An 18,726-nucleotide genomic window follows, 5' to 3' on the forward strand; every position below is an offset into this window, starting at 1 on the left:
ACGAGCGATTTAAGGCTGCCTTCATTCACCCTTCGGCAAGGTTTCGGCAACAAACCAGCCAAACTCCGGATGCCGTCCGATCAGGCTCAGGCGGAGGCCCGCACCTCCGCGGCCGGCATGCCGTACGCATCCGCGACGAGGGCGTACGAGCGCAACCGGGCCTGCCCGTCGTGGGCGCTCGCAGTCAGCATCAGTTCGTCCGCGCCCGTCAGCTTCGCCAGGTCGTCCAGGCCCGTGGTGACCTCGTCGGGGGTGCCGTGGACCATGCTCGCGAGCCGGCCGTCCACGAACTCCCGCTCCAGCGGCGTGTACGGGTACGCCGCCGCCTCCTCGGGCGTCGGGACCAGCCCGGGGCGCCCGCTGCGCAGCCGGAGCATCGACAGCGCGCCGGTCAGGACCTGCGCGCGGGCCGCCTCGGCCGTGTCGGCGGCGAGGGCCCCGACTCCGATGACGGCGTACGGGGCGTCCAGGACGGCCGAGGGGCGGAACGACTGCCGGTAGAGGTCGAGGGCGGGCAGGGTTCCGGCCGGGGAGAAGTGGTGCGCGTAGGCGAAGGGCAGCCCGAGTCCGCCGGCGAGGCGGGCACTGAAGCCGGAGGAGCCGAGCAGCCACACCGGCGGCCGTTCGGCGGGGCCCTGCACGGGGCCCGGCACCGCGTGCACGCGGGCGTACGGGTGCCCGTCGGGGAAGTCGTCGTCGAGGAAGCGGATCAGCTCCGCGAGCTGCCGGGGGAACTCGTCCACGGCGTCGTCGCGTCGCCCGGGCCCGCGCAGCGCGGCCGCGGTCTGCCCGTCGGTGCCGGGGGCGCGGCCGAGGCCGAGGTCGATCCGGCCCGGAGCCAGGGCCTCCAGGGTGCCGAACTGCTCGGCGACGGCGAGCGGGGCGTGGTTGGGCAGCATGACCCCGCCCGAGCCGAGCCGGATCCGGGAGGTGTGGGCCGCGAGGTGGGCCAGGATCACGGCCGGGGAGGAGCTGGCGACCCCGGGCATGGAGTGGTGTTCGGCGACCCAGTGGCGATGGTAGCCGCGCGACTCGGCGAGCCGGGCTATCTCGACGCTGGTGCGCAGGGAGGCGTGGGCGGTGCTGCCGGCGCCGACGGTGACGAGGTCGAGCACCGAGAGCGGCACCGGCGCCCGGCCGAGGGCCGTCCCGCGGATCTCTCCGTCGCCCGCACGGTCGACCCCCCGTCGCCCCGTGGCCCCCGCGTCCCCCGCGTCTCCGATGTCACTCATCGTCTCTCCCGCTCCGCTCGCCCGTCCGTCCCGTCCGTACGAAGAACCCGAACCGCGCGGCCGGTCCGGGCATTCCCGGCACTCTCGGACACCGCTCATGACCTAGGCATATGCCAGAGGAGTAGATCCAGGCAGAGCGGTGTGATTGAGCCATCAATCTCATCAACAGGCGCTCCACACGGGCCTCTTGATGGCTATCGTGTGAGAGCAAGCGGTAACAACCTGCTAGGGGGAAACCGTGGCGCTGAAGCCCGAGCCGACCGCGCCGTTCCACTCGGTGCAGTACGCCCTGCGCGTACTCGAAACGGTCGCCCGCCATACCGGCGGCGTGACCGATGTACAGATCGCGCGTGAGACCGGCCTGCCCGCGGTCCATCTCGCCCCCATGCTCCTCATGCTGCGCCGGGAGGGGTACGTACTGCAGGTGTCCGACGGCGCCTACGCCATAGGGGACTCCCTCGTCCTCCTGGGCTCCGGCGTCGACCGCCAGCAGGCGTTGCAGGACAAGCTCCAGGACACCCTGGACCGGCTGCGGGACTCCGTCGGCGCCGCGGTCTACATCAGCCGGTACGTGGACGGCGAGGTCCGGATCACGCAGTTCGCGGACAGCCCGCGCACCCCCAAGGTCCACGAGTGGGTCGACTTCCGCTCGGCGGCGCACGCCAGCGCGGTCGGCAAGTGCCTGCTGACCCAGCTCGACCTCGACGGCCGGCGCGACCACCTGTCCCGGCACAAGATCGCCCGGCTGACGTCGAAGACCATCGTGAACGAGCGGATCCTCTTCTCGAAGCTGGACAGCCAGCCGGCCACGGTGCCCACGCTCGACCTGCAGGAGTACGCCGTCGGCACGGTCTGCGCCGCCGTCCCGATCACGGCGGGAGCCTCGGTCGGCTGCCTGGCCCTGTCCCTGCCCGTGGAGCACGCCCACCGGCTGCGGGCCGCGGCCGACGTGCTGAACCGCAAGGCCGCGCCGCTGCTGCTCTCGCTCACCCTCTGAGGGGGTGGGCGGCCCGCCCGCGGACGGGCCCGGAAAACACTTCGGGCGGTTCCCGGTGAACCGGAAACCGCCCGAAGGACAGGTGCGCCGCCAGGGACTCGAACCCCGGACCCGCTGATTAAGAGTCAGCTGCTCTAACCAACTGAGCTAGCGGCGCCTGCTGACAGAGAAAATACTACCTGCTCCTCCGGAGTGCTCAAAACCGCTTCCGGATCCGCCCTCGGCGACCCCTTCGACGACCCCTTCGGCGCCCCGGTCAGCGGCTCAGCAGATCGGCCCGCCCCTGGGCCTCGTAGGCGGCCAGGAGCCCCGCGAGATCCTCCGCTTCCAGCCGCCGGTACGCGTCCTCGCCCGGCGGCCGCCACCAGACCGGGTCGGTGGTCCGGAAGGCCGCGCCGCGCAGGGAGACCCGGTGGACCTTGTTGGTCGCCGTGGTCGGCATGGCGTCGACGATGCGCACGTACCGCGGGGCCATCTTCGTGCCGAGGTCCGGCTGGGCGGCGAGGAAGGCCGCGAACCCCTGCGGGGAGAAGGCGGCCCCCTCGCGCAGGGCCACGGCGGCCATGACCTGGTCGCCCGCCACCTCGTCCGGTACGGCGTACACGGCCACCGCGGCCGCCCGGGTCCAGCGGGCCAGGATGTTCTCGATCACCGCGGCGGCCAGGTTCTCGCTGTCGACGCGCAGCCGGTCGTCGGTGCGGCCGGCGAAGTAGAGGAAGCCGTCGGGGTCGCGGAAGAAGAGGTCCCCGGTCCAGTACCAGCCGTCGCGGGTGCGGACGGCCTCCGCGTCGGGGTTGCGCCAGTAGCCCTCGAAGAGGCTGCGGCCCTTGTTGACCAGCTCGCCGATGGCCTCGGCGCCGTTGAGGAGCCGGCCCCGCGGGTCGAGCACGGCCGGTGGGCACTCGCGGCCCGTCTCCGGGTCGATGACGGCCAGGTCGTCGCCCGAGCCCGCGCGGCCGAGGGCGCCCGGCGGGGTGTCGGGGGTGCGCTGGACGGAGGCGCCGCCCTCGGTGGCGCCGTAGCCCTCCACGAGGCGGACCCCGAAGCGCTCGGCGAAGCGCGCCGCGTCGACCGCGCCCGCCTCGGTGCCGAAGCCGAGGCGCAGGGGGTGCGCGCGGTCGTCCGGGCGGGGCGGGGTGGCGAGGAGGTACTGCACCGCCCTGCCGACGTAGGTGAAGTACGTCGCCTCGTAGGCCCGTACGTCGTCCAGGAACGCGGAGGCCGAGAAGCGGCGGCGCAGGGCCACGGCGGCCCCGCCCGCGAGGGCGGGGAGCCAGTCGGCGATGACGGCGTTGCCGTGGAAGAGGGGCATGCAGATGTAGTGGACGTCGTCCGGGGTGACCGAAAAGTGACGTGCGAGCGAGGCGCCGGCGCCGGCCAGGCGGCCCTGGGTGCAGATGGCGGCCTTGGGGGCGCCGGTGGAGCCCGAGGTGAAGTAGAGGAGCAGCCGGGAGGCCGGGGTCGGGCCGGGGCCGAGCGTCGCGTCGCCGGGCTTTGCGCCGGCGTACGGGGCGAGCAGGGCCTCGTACTCGTCGGGGTCCTCGGCGTCCGTGACCAGGAGGCGTACGCCGGGCAGGTCGAGGCCGCGCAGGAGCGGCAGGTGGGTCCGCTCGGTCACCAGGATCCGGCAGTCGGTGTGCAGGATGTCGCGGGCCAGCTCGGGACCGCGCCGGGTGGGGTTGATCCCGGCGACGGCGGCCCCGGCGAGGGCCGCCGCGCCGAGCCAGAACGGGAACTCGGGGGTGTTGTCGAGCAGCACCCCGATGTGCGGCTCCGCCCCCGGCGGCAGCAGGTCGACGAGGAGCGCGGCGCGCGCCGCGGCCTCCCGGGCGGTCCGGTGGTGGCTGAGGACGCCGTCGGCGTACTTCAGACCGGGCCGGTGGTCGCCCCATTGGCTCGCGATGAGCTCCGCGACGGTTTCGGGTGTCGTCGTCCGCATGCCGCCGGAGAGTAGCTGACGTTCCGTCAGAAATGAACGCCGCGGTGGGCCGCAGCCGTCAGAACTGGACGTCGGAGCAGGAGTAGAAGGCCATCGGGGTGTCGTTGACGGTCCACACGGCGAGGATCAGGTGCCGGCCGGTCTTGCCGCTCGGCATGGCGCCCTGGTGGACGGTGGTCATGGCGGGGCGGGCGCCGTTGTAGGCGACCGTGAGGAAGGGCTGCGGGTCGAGGGCGGCGCGGGTGAGGGGCTTGGTGGGGTCCCAGCCGTTCTTGGTGACGTAGTACCGGAAGTCGGTGGTGGAGTGGTTCGCGGTGAACTGCCAGCGGAAGCCGTAGCTCTGACCGCTGGTCACCGGGGTGGCCGGCCAGGCGCCGCCGCGCGGGTCGTCGAGCTGGGCGAACTCCGGGTGGTTGCCGGCGCATATGCGGCCGTCGGCGGGACCGGCGGCGGGGAACCCCTTGAGGCCCTCGACGCTCTGGGGCTCCCACTGGATGGGGCCGCAGTCGGAGACGGTCTTGTTGGCGCAGAGCTTCTGGCGGCTGATCGGGGTGTCGGTGTACCCGTGGCTGCTGGCCGTGGGGGCCGTGACGAGCGCGAGGGCGGCGACGACGCCGAGGCCGACGGTGGTGGCGGTGGCCGTGGCGGCGGCCCGCTTGGTTCTGGGCATGCGGAAGGAACGCATGAGGCTGTTGCTCCTTGAACGTGGGGGGATGTCCGGAGAGAGCGTGCGCACGCGTGGGGATGGGCCGTACCGGTGTCGGCGGTACGGCCCGTTCACGAGTTCTGGTTTTAGGTCTAGACCAAGTTCCACAGTATTGACGGGAGTTGGCCATGTCCAGACCAATGGAAGAACGGGTGGTCCGGACCATCCGGATTCCACCCGTTCTCCCGTCGGCCCGGCGTCGGCGGGCCGTCGGCCCGGCGTCGGCCGGTGGGGGCTACTCGGCGCGGCCCGTGTAGAACGCCACGGTCAGGTCCTTCACCAAAGCCTTGCGCTCGTAGTCGTCGAGCTCGACGAGCCCGCGCGAGGTGAGGCGGTGGACGGTGTCGTCCACCGCGTCGACCACCGAGGTCAGCACGGTGTCCCGGTGCTTGGCGTCGATCGCCGCGACCCGGCGCCGGCGCATGGCGTCCGCGACCTCCGGGGCGTACTCGATCCGGGTGGGCTGCGCCGAGAACACCTCCACGCCGACCGCCTCGGTCTCGGCCGCCAGCATCCGGGTCAGCGCGTCGCCGACGGCCTCGGCGTCGCGCAGGGTCGGGGCGGCCTCGTGGAAGGCGTCGGCGGGGAGCTGGGACAGGACCCGGGCCATCGCCGATTCGACCTGCTCGGCGAGGTAGTCGACGTGGTCTTCCACGGCCAGGGTCGCGCGGGCGGTGTCCTTGACCTGCCAGACCACCTGGACGACGACCTGGAGGGCGAGCCCGCCGGAGTCCACGGCGGGCATCGGGTCGCTGCGCCAGTGCCGCAGCCGGACGTCGACCCGACGGCGCAGCAGCAGGGGGCTGATCCAGGTCAGCCCGGAGCGGCGGACGGTGCCGCGGTAGCGGCCGAAGAGGGTGAGCACCCAGGCGTGGCCGGCCCGGCCGCGGCCCAGGCCGCCGAGCGCGAGGAGGGCGACGATCCCGAGGAAGGCGAGCGGCGGCCAGAAGCGTGCCTGCAGTCCCCGGTAGGGGCGGGGCTCCGCGCCGAACGCCAGCGCGAGGGAGTCGGGGACGGCCCCGGCCCGCCAGAGCACGACCGTGCAGCCGGCGAGCGCGATCCCGCCGACGGCCACCGCGATCCAGCCGGGCAGCACCGGGCCGTGGTGCTCGTGGAGCCGGTCGTCGCCACGGGGCACGCGGCGGCCGGGGGCGGCCTTCGGCGACTTCGGGTTCGGGTTCGGGTTCGGGGTGGGGGTGGGGGTGGGGTTCGGCTGCTGGGGCTGGGGCTGGAGCTTGGGCTCCGGCTGGGCGGCGCCGCGGAACGGCAGGTGCACCGGCACCTCGGTCACCGCGACCCCGCGCACCGCAGTGACCTGGGGCAGGTCCTGCGTATCGTCCTCCGCGATCCGCGCCACGGCCCGCGCGACGACCTCGGCGACTTCGGCGGCCTCGGGCCCGGGCACGGCGCGGCCGCCGCCGGCCGCGGGCTGCGGGGCGGTGGCGGCCTCGCCGTCGGCACCCTCGCCGTCCGCGGCCTCGCCGTTGGCACCCTCGCCGTCCGCGGCCGCCCGTCCGGGTCCGCCGGCGCCGACGGGGCCGTCGCCGACGGGGCCGTTGCCGACGGGGCCGTTGCCGACGGGGCCGCCGTCACCGGCGCCGGCCGGGGCGGGCACGGACCACGTCAGCTCCCGCCCGCCGGCCGGGTCCGCCGGATCGGCGTCTCCCGGCTCGGGCAGGTCCGGTACGGGGTACCGATCCACGTACTCGACCTCCGGGGCGGGGCCCGGGACCGCGGGCTGCGGAGCGCGGCCCTGCTCGGCGGACGAACCGCCCTGTCCGGGCAGGTCCCAGGCGGCGGGCGGACCCTCGTGCCGTGGCGCGTGGTCCGTCGCGGCGTACGGGCCCTCCCCCGACGGGGTCGGCACCACGGCGGCGAGGGCCGCGCCCGGGGCGACCACGGCAGCCGGGGGCCAGGCCTCGTCCTGCGGGTGCGGGCGGGCGGATTCGGCGTCGGGGTTCCGCAGCCGGACCTGGGCCGCACCGGCGTGGGCCTCGTTCTGGGGGTGCGGGATGTCCACCCCCGGCTCGGCCTGGGCCCGCGCCGCCGGTACGTCGCTGCGCGCGGGCCCGTGCGGGGCGACGGCCGTGGCCTCTGCCGCGGCACCCACGGCGACGAGCCCGTCCGAGTCCCGGTCGGCCCCTGCCGGAGTCGGCCGGGGGGCGGCCTCGCCACGTGCGGGCCCGGTCGGCGGCTCGGCCGCGAGAGCCCAACCGGTCGGCGCGGCCCACCCGGTCGCCGCCGCCGCGGGCACGGGGGCCGCGGTCGACCCCGCGTCGGCGGCCATGGCCACGGAGATCCCTGCCCACCCCGAAGGAACCGGCACGGACGCGGCCTGCACGGGCGCGGCCCGGTCATGCCCGGCCCCCATGTGCGAGCCTCGCTCGGCACCGGACTCGGCCGGTACCCGCCCTGCCGCGTCCGCCATGGACGCGGCCTGCGCAGATGCGGCCCGGTCATGCCCGGCCACCATGTGCGAGCCCCGCTCGGGACCGGCCTCGGCCGATGCCCACCCTGCGCCAACCGTCACGGCTGCGGCCGGCACGGGCATGCCCCGGTCAGGCGCGGCCCCGTCGGGCGCGGCCGACAGGTGTGCGCCCCGCTCGGCGCCGGTCTCGGCCGATGTCCACCTTGCGGTGGCCGGCGCGGACGTGGCCCGGGCGTGCTCGGCCGGCATGTCCGGGGCCCGTTCGGCGTCAGCGGCGGCCGGGACCCGCCCGGCAGCGTGCGGCACGGCTGCGACCGGTGCGGGCGTGGCCGGGTCAGGCGCGGCCGACAGGTGCGAGCTCCGCTCGGTGCCTGCGTCGGCAGCCGCCCACCTTGCGGCAGCCGGCACGGACGTGGTTCCGGGCGCGCCCGAGGAGTGCGAGCCCGGCTCGGGACCGGACCCGGCAACTGCCCACCCGGCCTCGGCCGGGACAACCCACCGGGGCGCGGCAACTGCCGGTGCGGCTCCGGCCGACGTGGCTCCGCCCGGCGCGGCACCGCCCGCTGCTGGTCCGCCCGCTGCCGCTCCGCCCGGTGCCGCGGACTCGGGCTGGGGCGCCGTGGAGCGTGCCGGTTCGGCCGGAGTGGGGGGTTCGGGAGGCGGGGGCGTCGCTCGGGGGGTCGGGTGCGGGGGGATCTCGAAGGTGCCTGTGGTCGATGTCGTGCGCGTGGGGTACATCGTTGCCTCCGTCATGCGAACAGCCGGCGCCAGGTTTCCGGGCCCGGGTAGCCGTTGGCCTCGGCGCCGCGCCAGCCCTGGGCTCGCTGGAACGCCTCGACGCTGCGGCGGTCGGCCTCGCCCCAGCGGGGGCCCGGTCCGGCCGTGTAGTACTTGCCGAAGCCCTTCTTCACCAGCTGGCGGCCAAGGGCGGTGATGGACGGGTGGGACGCGCCCGGCCGGAGGAAGGACGCCCCGGGGAAGGCGGGCTTGCCCGCCGGGCCCGGTGCGCCGCCCGTGAGCGGCGGGATGTCCTTGCCCTGGTGTCTGGCGAGCAGCCGCCAGGTGGTGGCTCCGGGGATGCCGTCGGCGTCCGCGCCCGTCCAGCCCTGGGCGCGCTGGAAGGCCTCGGTGGCCTGCCGGTCGGCGTCGGACCACTTCGTACTGACGCCCTTCGGGTAGAAGCGCAGCCCGCCGCGGTCGGACAGCATCCGGCCGAGTTGGGCGACGTGGGCGTTGTCCGCGCCCGGCCCGAATTTCGACGCACCGGGGAAGGTGGCCGGGACGGCCGGCGTGCCGCCCGGCGCGGGCGGCTCGCCCGTGACCGGGGGCTCGGGAACGACTCCGCCCGCCACCCCGTTGAACCGGTACGGGATGTACTTCACCGCGTTCTTCCAGTAGCCGTACGGCGTGGCCAGCTTCCGCGTCGTGGGCCGGGTCTGCTCGTAGGCGACGTAGTGCGTGCGCGTCTCGTCCACCCACCCGCCGAAGAGGACGACGTGCGAGCCCTTGTTGGGGTCGGCCGGGTTGTGGAAGAGCAGCATGTCTCCGGGGAGCAGCTCCTCCTTCGTGATCCGCGTCGCGAACTTGTCGAGGCTGCCGGTCCACTCGTTGGTGCCGAGGTTCCAGGCCATCGAGACGTAGCCGGAGCAGTCCTGCCGGTACCCGTCCGACCAGTACTCGGCCATGCTGTACGGGACCTGCGCGTCCAGCCACAGCTTCGCCCGGTTGATGATCGTCGCCCGGTCGGTCCGCTTGACGGCGGAGGGCGCTCCGGGCAGCCCGGCCGGCTTCGCGGGGGTGCCTTTCGCCCCCTTCGGCCCGTGCAGCGGGGCCCGGCCGCCCTGCGGGGAGCCGGGGTCGTCCAGGGCCACCCGGCCGCCGGGTCCCGGCGCGGCCGTGGCGACGGCCGCTCCCCCGCCGCCGAGGACCACCCCCGCGGCGGTGGCCAGGACCAGCGCCCGGCGGGCTCCGCGCGCGGCAGGGTGTCCGCCGTCGCGCAGCGGTATGGCCCGGGCGCGCGCGAGCGTGCGACGGCGCTGGGCGCAGCCTCGGCACGGGCAGTCGCCGGCGGGTTCGTACTCCTCGAAGGAGGGCAGCGGCATCGGCGGCACCGCCTCGGCCATCGGCGTCGGCTTCACTTCGTAGACATGCGTCGGAGGCTGCATCGTCATGCGGTTCCGTCCACTCCCCTGCTCGTCACTGGTCGGCCGGGACCGCATCTGGCGGGGCATCAGATCCGGCCGGCCCAGACATATCGTGCACGACAAAACCCTCAAACATGGGTTAATCGGACAGAACGCGCGCGGCTTGTCACGAGCACCCGCAGCGGTGCGGTAGAGTTTTCCCTGTCACCAAGCGCCGCTAGCTCAGTTGGTTAGAGCAGCTGACTCTTAATCAGCGGGTCCGGGGTTCGAGTCCCTGGCGGCGCACAGACGCAAAGAAGCCCCTCGCAGTGAGAACTGCGAGGGGCTTCTTCGTTTCCGCCCGGCGCGGGCGCGGGCGGCGTGCGTACAGCGGGTGCGTACAGCGGGGTGTGTTCAGACCGCCGTTCCCGGGCGGACTCCGACGCCCGTCAGGTACGCCGACACGACCACGTTCGCCGAGTACTGCTTGGCCGCCTTGTCGTAGCTGCCGCCGCAGGTCACCAGCCGCAGTTCGGCCCGGCCGCGGACCTTGGGGCCGTAGACCTTGGCGGGATCGAAGTCCGCGCGCTCGTGGACCCGTACGTCCTCGATCGTGAACTCCGCCACCGAGCCGTCGGCCCGCAGCACGCGCACCTTGTCGCCGGCCTTCGCCGAGCTCAGGCCGTAGAACACCGCGGGCTTGGACCGCGTGTCCACGTGCCCGACCAGCAGCGCGGTCCCTGCCGCGCCGGGCTGGGCGCCGCCTCGCCACCAGCCGACCGTGCCCGGGTTCTCGTACGGGGGCGCTTCGATCGCCCCCTGCGCGTCGAGGTCCCGGACCATCACCGGGGCCTGGACGCCCAGGGACGGCACGTCCACCCGCGCGGGCGCGGCCGGCTCCAGCGGGGTGTGCGCCGCGGGCATGCCCGGGGCGGCCGGTCCGCCGGCCTGGCCGGGCAGGGGTATCGCCACCCCGGTGATCTCGCGGCCCCACAGCCACAGCCCGAGGACCAGCACCGACCAGGCGGCGAAGGTCAGCAGCCGGGAGCCGCCGGAGCTCCTCGGCTCGCCGCTCACCCGATCACCCGGTCACTCGCCGCTGCGGCGGCGGCGCAGGGCAAGCGCCCGGCCGGCGACCGCGAGGGTGGCGGCGGCGGCGAGCACGGCGCCGATCACCGTGTGCGGCAGGCCCGGGCCGTCGCCCTCGCTGTTCTTCTTCGCCGCCGCGGCGAGCTGCGCGGAATCGGCGGCCTCGGCGGCCTCGGCCGCACCCGCCGCCTTCGACTTCGCGGCGATCTCCTCGGACATGCCGCCGCCGCCCGCGTGGACCGGCCAGACGGGGGTGTGGTGGGGGTTGGGGCGGTGCTCCCGGCGGCGCTCGATCTCGATCGTGCCCCACTCGCGTTCGCCGCCGCGGCCGCCGCACTTGATCTTGATGTCGTGACGGCCGGGCTCGACCCAGGACCGGATCATCGCGTCGCCCCACAGGGTGCGGCGGTCGCCGCGGCCGGTGGAGAGACGGACCTCGGAGACGAAGACGACGGACGAGGCGACGGCCCAGTCGTCCTCACAGCCGCGGACGCGCAGTTTGACCTGCGCCCCCGGTTCCGCCGGATTGGGGTCGGCCGAGACGCTGCCGCGGTCACGGTTCCAGTCCTCCTCCGCGAAGGCGAAGGGGGCGGTCACGGCGGACAGGGCCGTCAGGGCGACGGCCACCCCGGTGACACGGAGAGCGATCAGATCACTGCGCATGGTGAACCTCCTCAACAAGGAGATTCACGCGCGGCGCGCCGCTCCGCATCCGGAGCGGCGCCCTCTTGGCCCGTACGTGTCAGCCGTACGCGCTAAACCAGATCGACCAGATCAGCGATGGAGTCGAACGTGTGGGTCGGGCGGTACGGGAACTTCTCGGTGTCCTCGACCGATGTCAGACCGGTCAGCACGAGGAAGGTCTGCATGCCCGCCTCCAGCCCGGCGAGGATGTCGGTGTCCATCCTGTCGCCGATCATCGCGCTGCTGTGGGAGTGCGCGCCGATGGCGTTCAGGCCGGTCCGCATCATCAGCGGGTTGGGCTTGCCGGCGAAGTACGGCTGCTTGCCGGTCGCCTTGGTGATCAGTGCGGCGACGGCGCCCGTGGCGGGCAGCGGACCCTCGGTGGAGGGGCCGGTCTCGTCCGGGTTGGTGCAGATGAAGCGGGCGCCCGCGTTGATCAGGCGGACCGCCTTGGTCATCGCCTCGAAGCTGTACGTCCGGGTCTCGCCCAGGACCACGTAGTCCGGCTCGTGGTCGGTCAGGACGTAGCCGATGTCGTGCAGGGCGGTGGTGAGGCCGGCCTCGCCGATGACGTACGCGGTGCCGCCCGGACGCTGGTCGTCGAGGAACTTCGCGGTGGCCAGGGCCGAGGTCCAGATGTTCTCCACCGGGACCGACAGGCCCATCCGGCTCAGGCGGGCCTGGAGGTCGCGCGGGGTGTAGATGGAGTTGTTGGTCAGCACGAGGAAGGGCTTGCCGGACTCGCGCAGCCGGTTGATGAAGGCGTCGGCGCCGGGGATCGGGGTGCCCTCGTGGATGAGGACCCCGTCCATGTCGGTGAGCCAGGATTCGATCGGCTTGCGCTCTGCCACTGGACTGTTCTCCGCTCTCGGTGGCGTCTGACGTCTGTGACGTCTGTGACCTCTGGTCTCTACCACCTTATCCGGGCCGGACCGTGGACGCGTGGGGCGTCCACGGCCCGGACCGTACCGCGGAACGGGTCGCCCGCGAAGGGCCTTCAGGGCCCCGCGCCAAAGGTCCCGTACCCGCCGGAAGCGGCCTCAGCCGAGCTTGACGTTGTCCACGGTCCAGTACCAGTTGTTGCTGCCGGTGTAGCGGAAGCGGACCTGGACGTCGGTGGCGTCGGCCGGGACCTGGAGCGCGATCGACTCGGACTTGGCGACGGCGTCGGCGGTGTAGCTCTTGACGAGCGCCGGGGTGCCGCCGTTGTAGGAGACCAGGACCTGGGCGGTCTGGCCGGACTCCTGGCGGTAGTGGGTCTGGAAGGTCAGGTTGCGGGTGGCGCCGCCGGTGACCGCCCACTTGGGGGTGATGAGGGTGGAGTCGTAGGAGCCGGTGTGGCTCTTGTCGTCCCACTCGTCGGAGTCGGCGACGGCGAACACGTCACGGGAGCGGACGTTCAGCTCGCGCCACTGGTCGCGCTGCGCCTGGCTCCAGAACTCGTCGGTCGCGAAGGCCCATCCGGCCCACTCGGTGACACCGCCCGTGCCCATCTTGGAGTTGTCGACGGACCAGCCGGCCGGCGGGGTGTGCGTGAAGCCCTTGGTGGCGACCGGGATGCCCGTCTCGTCCACGCGCGCCTGGAGGTTCGGGCGCAGGGTGTCGAAGGCGTCGCCGTCGTCCGGGGCGTCCACCGGGATGCCGTCGATCGCGGAGCCGGGCGTGACCCCGACCTGGGCGAGCGCGGTCGCCGCGACGTCGACGAGCTTCACGTCGCCCCGTACCGATCCGGCCGGGATGCCGGGACCCTTGGCGATGACGAAGGTGCCGCGCTCCTGGATGGTGGAGCCGCCGTGGCCGCCGGTGTTGGTGTGGCCGTGGTCGGTGGTGACCAGGATCTTCCAGTTCTCCTGGGCGTAGGTCGGGCGGTTCTGGACGGCCGTGAGCAGCTGGCCGACGAGGACGTCCACGCGGGCGACGGTGTCCAGGTACTGCTGGCTGGCGGCGCCGTAGGAGTGGCCGGCCGCGTCGATCTCGCCGAGGTAGACGAAGGAGGCGTCCGGGTTCTGGGTGCGCAGCTCGGTGGCGGCCGCCGCGGCGATCTTCGGGTCCTCGTTGCGGTAGCCGTCGCGGTCGCCCTTGAGGGAGAGGCGCTTGTCGACCTTGGCCGAGAAGATCGGGCCGTTCTGGTCGGTGGAGGTGATGGGCTCCCAGTCGGCGGCCGCGTACGTGTTGAGCGCCGGGTTGGCGTTCTCGATGCGGGTCAGGAAGTCCGGGTAGGCCGTGTAGTTCTTGCCGGTGAAGGAGTTGTCCTTCACTCCGTGCTTGTCGGGCCAGACGCCGGTGGCGATGGTGGACCAGCCGGGGCCCGAGGAGGTGGCGCCCATCGGGTTCGCGTACAGGGTGCTCTTGGCGGTCAGGCCCTGGGCCATCAGGCCGTTCAGGTGCGGGGCGTTGGCGACCTTGACGCGGTCGAGGACCGCGCCGTCGAGGCCGATGACGAGCACCTTGTTCGTGGCGGCTGCTTCGTCGGCGGGCGCGGCCGTCGCGGCGTGGGCGCCGAGGCCGGTGGCGAGCAGGACCGTGGCGGTGGCGGCCACGGCGAGGGTCCGTCCGGACAGGACAGTGGACACGTACTCCTCCGGGAGTAATCGTGGGGAAGGCGCAGGGGACGTACGGGGCGTGCGAGCGTGCGAGCGTGCAGGCGTACGGTCGTGCGGCAGCGCGAGCGAGCGTACGGCGGGTCCGGACCGAAGGCGAGAGTCGGTCCAGACCCGTTATCTGTGCGTCACTATCCCGGTCGTGGGTGACCGGGAGGCGGCCAGTCAGCTTCCGGTGGCCGACTTCCACGCGTCGACGTAGCCGGTGAGGTTCTTGTCGATGTCGGCCCAGTCCGGCTCGAAGAGCTCGACTCCGGTCATGAGCTGGGTGAGCTCGACGGCGTTGGCGTCGGTGGGCTTGACGTCCGTGCGGGCCGGGAAGCCGCCGCCGACACCGCTGACCAGCTTCTGGGCGTCCTCGCTGAGCAGGTGGTCGAGGAGCTTCTTGCCGTTCTCGGTGTGCGGGGCTTTGTCGACGAGGCCGGCCGCGTACGGGAGGGAGAAGGTGGTGGGCTTGCCGCCGTCCTTGGCGGGGAACCAGATGCCGATGTTCGGCATGGACTTGGACTGCGCGAAGTTCATCTGGACGTCGCCGTTGGCGACGAGCAGCTCGCCCTTGTCGGTCTTCGGCGCGAGCTTGCTGGTGGAGGAGGACGGGCCGACGTTGTTGGCCTGGAGCTTCTTCAGGTACTCGTTGGCCGGCTCCTTGCCGCCGAAGTCGTGCATCGCCTTGATGAGCACGGCGGTGCCGTCGCCCGCGACGCCGGGGGTGGAGTACTGGAGCTTGCCCTTGTACTTGGGGTCCAGCAGCTCTTCCCAGGTCTTGGGGGCCGCGGCCAGCGCCTTCTTGTTGTAGATGAAGCCGAAGTAGTTGTTGACGACCGAGGTCCATTTGCCGTCGGAGGACTTGTTCGCCCCGTTGACCTTGTCGGCGCCCTGCGGCGTGTAGGCCTGCAGGAGGCCCTTGCCGTCGGCCTGCTGGATGAACGGGGGCAGCGTGATCAGGACGTCGGCCTGGGTGTTGGTCTTCTCGCGGACGGCGCGCTGCACCATCTCGCCGGAACCGCCCTCCACGTACTTGACCTCGATGCCGGTCTTCTTGGTGAAGTCGGCGAAGACCTTGTCGTACCAGCCGTCACCCTTGTCGCTCTTGAGGCCGTCGGCGCTGTAGACGGTGACGACCTTCTCGCCGCCCTTGCCTCCGGCGGAGTCGGCGGAGGAGCCACCGCAGGCGGTGAGGCCGGCGGCGAGGGCGAGGCTGCCGGTGGCGGCGACGGTGATGCGGAGGTACTTGTTGCTGGGCATGGAACTTCCTCACGGGGAAAGGGAGTCAGCAAGGGAATCAGCGGGGTTGAGCGGGTCCCCGCAGCGGAGTGGGGCCGGGATCCGGCTGCGGGCGTCGGGCAGGGGTTCAGCGGTGGTGATTCAGCGGTACGTGGCCCTGGTGCGGACACGCGAGACGGCCAGCAGGACCAGCAGGGTGGTGGCCATCAGGACCACGGCGACGGCGGAGCCGCTGAAGAGCGAACCGCGGTCGGTGGCGGTGAAGATGCGGACGGGCAGGGGCATCCAGTCCGGCGGGTAGAGCATCATCGTGGCGCTCAGCTCGCCCATGGACAGGGCGAAGCAGAGCCCGGCCGCCGCGGTGAGCGACGGCAGCAGGAGGGGGAGCTTGACCCGCCACAGCACGTACGCGGGGCGGGCGCCCAGGGAGGCCGCGGCCTGCTCGTAGGCGGGGTCGAGACGCACGATGGCAGCCGAAACCGACTGGTAGGCGAACGCCGTGACAAGAATCGTGTGCGCCAGGATCACGATCGAGCTGGTGCCGTTGAGGAGCAGCGGCGGCTTGCTGAAGGCGACGAGCACGGCGAGGCCGACGACCACGGACGGCACGGCGACCGGCAGCATGAACAGCGCGTCCAGGGAGCTCTTTCCGCGCTTCTTCAGCCCGGCGGCGGCGAGCGCCGCCCAGGTGCCGACGGTGAGCGCGATCAGGCTGGCGGCCAGGGCGGTGAGCAGCGAGGTGGTCAGCGCCTGGAGGGACTCGCCCCGGACGGCCGCGGCGTAGTTCTCGGTGGTGGGGCCGGAGGGGAAGGCCCCGGACCAGTGCGTCGAGAAGGACGCGGCGACCACGACGAGCAGGGGCAGGGCGAAGAGGGGCAGGAAGAGGATGCCGAAGAGGCTCCAGGCGGCCCAGCGGCCGCTCTTGCTATGCACCAGCACGCTTGCTCACCACCCGGTAGAGGCCGAACAGGCCGACGGAGATCACGATGTTGACGACGGCGACCACGCAGGCGGCGGCGTAGTCCGATTCGAGGATCGCCTTGCCGTAGATGAGCATCGGGAGCGTGGTGACGTCCTTGGCTCCGGTGAACAGGACGATCCCGAACTCGTTGAGGCACATGACCAGGACGAGGCTGCCGCCGGCGGCGAGGGCCGGGAGGGCCTCGGGGAGGATCACCCGCCGGATGATGCGGCCGGGCTTCGCGCCGAGCGAGGAGGCCACCTCCAGCTGGGCGGTGTCCAGCTGGGAGAAGGCGGCGAGCAGCGGGCGCATCACGAAGGGCGTGAAGTAGGTGATCTCCGCGAGGAGGACGCCCCACGGGGTGGTCAGGAAGTGGAAGGGCCCTTCCGCCACGCCGAAGGTGTCGGTCCACAGGCCGTTGGCCATGCCGACCGTGCCGTAGATGAAGAGGAGGGCGAGGGTGATGAGGAAGGAGGGGAAGGAGAGGAAGACGTCGATGAACTTGGCGACGGCGCGCGCCCCGGGGAACGGGACGAAGGCGATGACCAGCGCGAGCGCGAAGCCGAGGACCAGGCAGCCGGCGGTGGCGCCGACGGCCAGCCAGACCGTGGTGCCGAGGGCCTCGCGGAAGGAGTGCGAGGCGAAGACGGAGGCGTAGGCGTCGAAGGTGCCGCCCCCGTTCTCGGGGGACAGGGACTGCTGGACGACCAGCGCGAGGGGGTAGAGGAAGACCACCGCGAGCACGGCGACGGGAGGCACGGTCCACAGCCAGCCGGGGACGCTACGGGGCGCACGTGGGGCCTTCGCCGCGAAGCCGCCGGGGGCTCCGGCCGGGCTTTCGGGCGTGCCGGGGGCAGGGCTTCGTACGGGCTGGTGGGGTATGACCGCGGCCTCGGGGCCGGCGGCCGGCCCGGGTGTGGGGGCGCGCCGGTCCGTGGCGTCAGCCATCGGAGACCCCCGCGGACAGGAGCACCGCGTCGCGGGGCTCGAAGTGCAGGGTGACGTGGTCGCCCAGCGCCGGGGTTTCGCGCAGTTCGGGCAGGTCCGCCTTGACCCGGTGGCCCTCGATGTCCACGTAGAGCCGGTGGGTCGAACCGCGCCACTGCACCTCGGTGATGGTCCCGCTCAGCGCGTTGGGGCCGGCGCCGAGGCCGAGCAGGTGCGGGCGTACGCACAGGGTGGCGCCGGCGCCGACTGCGGCGCGGCCGGGGTCGAGGGTGAGGGGGTGCCCGGCGAAGAGCGCGCCGCCGTCGGCGACGGTGACCGGCAGCAGGTTGGCGTTGCCGACGAAGGAGGCGGTGAACTCGGTGCGCGGGGCCCGGTACAGCTCCTGCGGGGTGCCGCAGTCCTGGAGGCGGGCCTGGTCCATGACGGCGATCCGGTCGGCCAGGGTCAGCGCCTCGACCTGGTCGTGGGTGACGTAGAGGATGGACACGTCGGGCAGTTCGCGGTGCAGCCGGGCCAGTTCGGCGAGCATCCCGGAGCGCAGCTGCGCGTCGAGCGCGGACAGCGGCTCGTCCAGGAGGAGGACCCCGGGGCGGATGGCGAGGGCGCGGGCGATGGCCACGCGCTGCTGCTGCCCGCCGGAGAGCTCGCGGGGGTAGCGCTTGGCGTAGGCCGCCATCCCGGTCATCTCCAGGGCCTCGGCGACACGGCCGGGGATCTCCGCCTTGGGCGCCTTCTGCGCGCGCAGGCCGAAGGCGACGTTGTCCGCGACGCGCATGTGCGGGAAGAGCGCGTACTGCTGGACGACCATGCCGATGCCGCGCTTGTGCGGCGGGAGCGCGGTGACGTCCCGGCCGCCGATCAGGATCCGCCCCGAGGCGGGCCGGACGAAGCCGGCGACCGCACGCAGCGCCGTGGTCTTGCCGGAGCCGGAGGGGCCGAGCAGCGCCATGACCTCGCCGGGCTCGACGGTCAGGTCGAGGGAGTCCAGGACGGTGTTGCCGCCGTAGGCGACCGAGACGGAGTCGAAGCGGATGCCGCTCACGCGCCGGGCTCCCCGGACTCCTCGTGCGCGACGCGCTCCAGCAGTGCGGGCAGCTCGGCGACGGAGGCCAGGACGTGGGTGGCGCCGTGCTCGGTCAGGGCCGCGCGGTCGTGGGCTCCGGTGAGGACGCCCGCCACGATCCCGGCGCCGGAGCGGACGCCGCTGAGCATGTCGTACGAGGTGTCGCCGGCGACCACGGTGTCGCGTACGTCGGCCACGGCGCCGGTGCGCAGGAAGGCGGCCAGCACCATGTCCGGGTAGGGCCGGCCGCGGCCGCCCGCGTCGGCGGGGCACAGGGTGAGGTCGGCCAGGTCCTGCCAGCCGAGGGCGTCGAGGATGGCGTCCTGGGTGACGCGGGCGAAGCCGGTGGTGAGGGCCACGGTGCGGCCTTCGGCGCGGAGCTTCTCGATGGCCTCGCGGGCGCCGGGGATCGGGGCGATGAGGCCGCCGTCCACGAGTTCCCCGTAGGCCTCCTCGAAGGCGGAGTTGGCGCGCTGGGCGAGGTCCTCGGCGCCGAAGAGGTGGCGGAAGACGGAGATCTTCGACTCGCCCATGGTGTCGCGTACGTACTGGAGCTTGGTGGCGTGGTCGGCGCTGCCCGGCTCGACGCCGAGGCGCTCGGCGGCCCGCTCGAAGGCGCGCTCGACGAGGCCGCCGTCGGCGACGGTGGTGCCGGCCATGTCGAGGACGATCAGCCGGTGAGTGCGGGGGGTGTGGGGGGTACGGGTGCGGGGGGTGTTGGTGTCGGTCATG

Annotated in this window: 15 protein-coding genes and 2 tRNA genes; 2 read left to right on the forward strand and 15 right to left on the reverse strand. The window is 73.2% G+C overall.

The window, feature by feature from the left end; all coding sequences use genetic code 11:
* Window positions 1-86 precede the first annotated feature (86 nt).
* Complete coding sequence (locus MTF69_RS23015; RefSeq protein ID WP_243337171.1) at window positions 87-1,232, reverse strand: LLM class flavin-dependent oxidoreductase; 1,146 nt, start codon at window positions 1,230-1,232, stop codon at window positions 87-89.
* A 238-nt stretch (window positions 1,233-1,470) separates the two neighbouring features.
* Here MTF69_RS23015 and MTF69_RS23020 point away from each other — a divergent pair, with 238 nt between their 5' ends.
* Window positions 1,471-2,229, forward strand: coding sequence for an IclR family transcriptional regulator (locus MTF69_RS23020; protein WP_243337173.1), 759 nt, complete (start codon window positions 1,471-1,473; stop codon window positions 2,227-2,229).
* Between the two features lie 83 nt (window positions 2,230-2,312).
* On the opposite strand, the gene MTF69_RS23025 is transcribed toward MTF69_RS23020, so the two are convergent.
* From MTF69_RS23025 to MTF69_RS23045, 5 genes are all read right to left on the reverse strand, one after another.
* A tRNA-Lys gene (locus tag MTF69_RS23025) sits at window positions 2,313-2,386 on the reverse strand.
* 99 nt (window positions 2,387-2,485) lie between these two features.
* Window positions 2,486-4,168, reverse strand: a complete 1,683-nt coding sequence (locus tag MTF69_RS23030; RefSeq protein WP_243337174.1) for an AMP-binding protein — start codon at window positions 4,166-4,168, stop codon at window positions 2,486-2,488.
* 58 nt (window positions 4,169-4,226) lie between these two features.
* The gene (locus tag MTF69_RS23035; protein ID WP_243337177.1) at window positions 4,227-4,853 is read right to left on the reverse strand and encodes a lytic polysaccharide monooxygenase; all 627 of its coding nucleotides are present in this window, start codon (window positions 4,851-4,853) and stop codon (window positions 4,227-4,229) included.
* A gap of 256 nt (window positions 4,854-5,109) precedes the next feature.
* Window positions 5,110-7,608: an SPFH domain-containing protein gene (locus MTF69_RS23040; protein WP_243337179.1), complete on the reverse strand. Its 2,499-nt coding sequence runs from the start codon at window positions 7,606-7,608 to the stop codon at window positions 5,110-5,112.
* Window positions 7,609-8,051: 443 nt separating this feature from the next.
* Window positions 8,052-9,404: a peptidoglycan-binding protein gene (locus MTF69_RS23045; RefSeq protein ID WP_243337440.1), complete on the reverse strand. Its 1,353-nt coding sequence runs from the start codon at window positions 9,402-9,404 to the stop codon at window positions 8,052-8,054.
* A gap of 253 nt (window positions 9,405-9,657) precedes the next feature.
* On the opposite strand from MTF69_RS23045, the gene MTF69_RS23050 reads away from it, so the two are divergent.
* Window positions 9,658-9,731, forward strand: a tRNA-Lys gene (locus MTF69_RS23050).
* A gap of 108 nt (window positions 9,732-9,839) precedes the next feature.
* On the opposite strand, the gene MTF69_RS23055 is transcribed toward MTF69_RS23050, so the two are convergent.
* The 9 genes from MTF69_RS23055 to MTF69_RS23095 form a co-directional block, all read right to left on the reverse strand.
* Complete coding sequence (locus tag MTF69_RS23055) at window positions 9,840-10,502, reverse strand: class F sortase (RefSeq protein WP_243337181.1); 663 nt, start codon at window positions 10,500-10,502, stop codon at window positions 9,840-9,842.
* 12 nt (window positions 10,503-10,514) lie between these two features.
* The gene (locus MTF69_RS23060) at window positions 10,515-11,177 is read right to left on the reverse strand and encodes a hypothetical protein (protein ID WP_243337183.1); all 663 of its coding nucleotides are present in this window, start codon (window positions 11,175-11,177) and stop codon (window positions 10,515-10,517) included.
* Between the two features lie 92 nt (window positions 11,178-11,269).
* On the reverse strand, window positions 11,270-12,049 hold the full coding sequence (locus MTF69_RS23065; protein ID WP_243337185.1) for an HAD-IIA family hydrolase: 780 nt from the start codon (window positions 12,047-12,049) through the stop codon (window positions 11,270-11,272).
* Between the two features lie 189 nt (window positions 12,050-12,238).
* Window positions 12,239-13,771: an alkaline phosphatase family protein gene (locus tag MTF69_RS23070; RefSeq protein ID WP_243337186.1), complete on the reverse strand. Its 1,533-nt coding sequence runs from the start codon at window positions 13,769-13,771 to the stop codon at window positions 12,239-12,241.
* 192 nt (window positions 13,772-13,963) lie between these two features.
* Entirely contained in the window at window positions 13,964-15,043 is a 1,080-nt protein-coding gene (locus MTF69_RS23075; RefSeq protein ID WP_243337187.1) for a 2-aminoethylphosphonate ABC transporter substrate-binding protein, read from the reverse strand.
* A gap of 120 nt (window positions 15,044-15,163) precedes the next feature.
* On the reverse strand, window positions 15,164-15,961 hold the full coding sequence (locus MTF69_RS23080; RefSeq protein ID WP_243337188.1) for an ABC transporter permease: 798 nt from the start codon (window positions 15,959-15,961) through the stop codon (window positions 15,164-15,166).
* Window positions 15,948-16,931, reverse strand: coding sequence for a 2-aminoethylphosphonate ABC transporter permease subunit (locus MTF69_RS23085; RefSeq protein WP_243337189.1), 984 nt, complete (start codon window positions 16,929-16,931; stop codon window positions 15,948-15,950). The genes MTF69_RS23080 and MTF69_RS23085 overlap by 14 nt, the downstream gene beginning before the upstream one ends.
* Window positions 16,924-17,973, reverse strand: a complete 1,050-nt coding sequence (locus MTF69_RS23090) for an ABC transporter ATP-binding protein (RefSeq protein ID WP_243337190.1) — start codon at window positions 17,971-17,973, stop codon at window positions 16,924-16,926. The genes MTF69_RS23085 and MTF69_RS23090 overlap by 8 nt, the downstream gene beginning before the upstream one ends.
* Window positions 17,970-18,725 carry a phosphonatase-like hydrolase gene (locus tag MTF69_RS23095; RefSeq protein WP_243337191.1) on the reverse strand — a complete coding sequence of 252 codons (756 nt, stop codon included), beginning with the start codon at window positions 18,723-18,725 and terminating at the stop codon, window positions 17,970-17,972. Before MTF69_RS23095 ends, MTF69_RS23090 begins: the two co-directional genes overlap by 4 nt.
* Window position 18,726 lies beyond the last annotated feature (1 nt).

The sequence above is a fragment of the Streptomyces sp. AP-93 genome (assembly GCF_022808175.1).
GTDB lineage: Bacteria > Actinomycetota > Actinomycetes > Streptomycetales > Streptomycetaceae > Streptomyces.

Bases quoted from the DNA above. Each gene is read 5' to 3' on its own strand.
- MTF69_RS23015 (WP_243337171.1), bottom strand. From the start codon at position 1,232: ATGAGTGACATCGGAGACGCGGGGGACGCGGGGGCCACGGGGCGACGG.
- MTF69_RS23030 (WP_243337174.1), bottom strand. From the start codon at position 4,168: ATGCGGACGACGACACCCGAAACCGTCGCGGAGCTCATCGCGAGCCAA.
- MTF69_RS23035 (WP_243337177.1), bottom strand. From the start codon at position 4,853: ATGCGTTCCTTCCGCATGCCCAGAACCAAGCGGGCCGCCGCCACGGCC.
- MTF69_RS23045 (WP_243337440.1), bottom strand. From the start codon at position 9,404: ATGCCGCTGCCCTCCTTCGAGGAGTACGAACCCGCCGGCGACTGCCCG.
- MTF69_RS23060 (WP_243337183.1), bottom strand. From the start codon at position 11,177: ATGCGCAGTGATCTGATCGCTCTCCGTGTCACCGGGGTGGCCGTCGCC.
- MTF69_RS23075 (WP_243337187.1), bottom strand. From the start codon at position 15,043: ATGCCCAGCAACAAGTACCTCCGCATCACCGTCGCCGCCACCGGCAGC.
- MTF69_RS23085 (WP_243337189.1), bottom strand. From the start codon at position 16,931: ATGGCTGACGCCACGGACCGGCGCGCCCCCACACCCGGGCCGGCCGCC.
- MTF69_RS23095 (WP_243337191.1), bottom strand. From the start codon at position 18,725: ATGACCGACACCAACACCCCCCGCACCCGTACCCCCCACACCCCCCGC.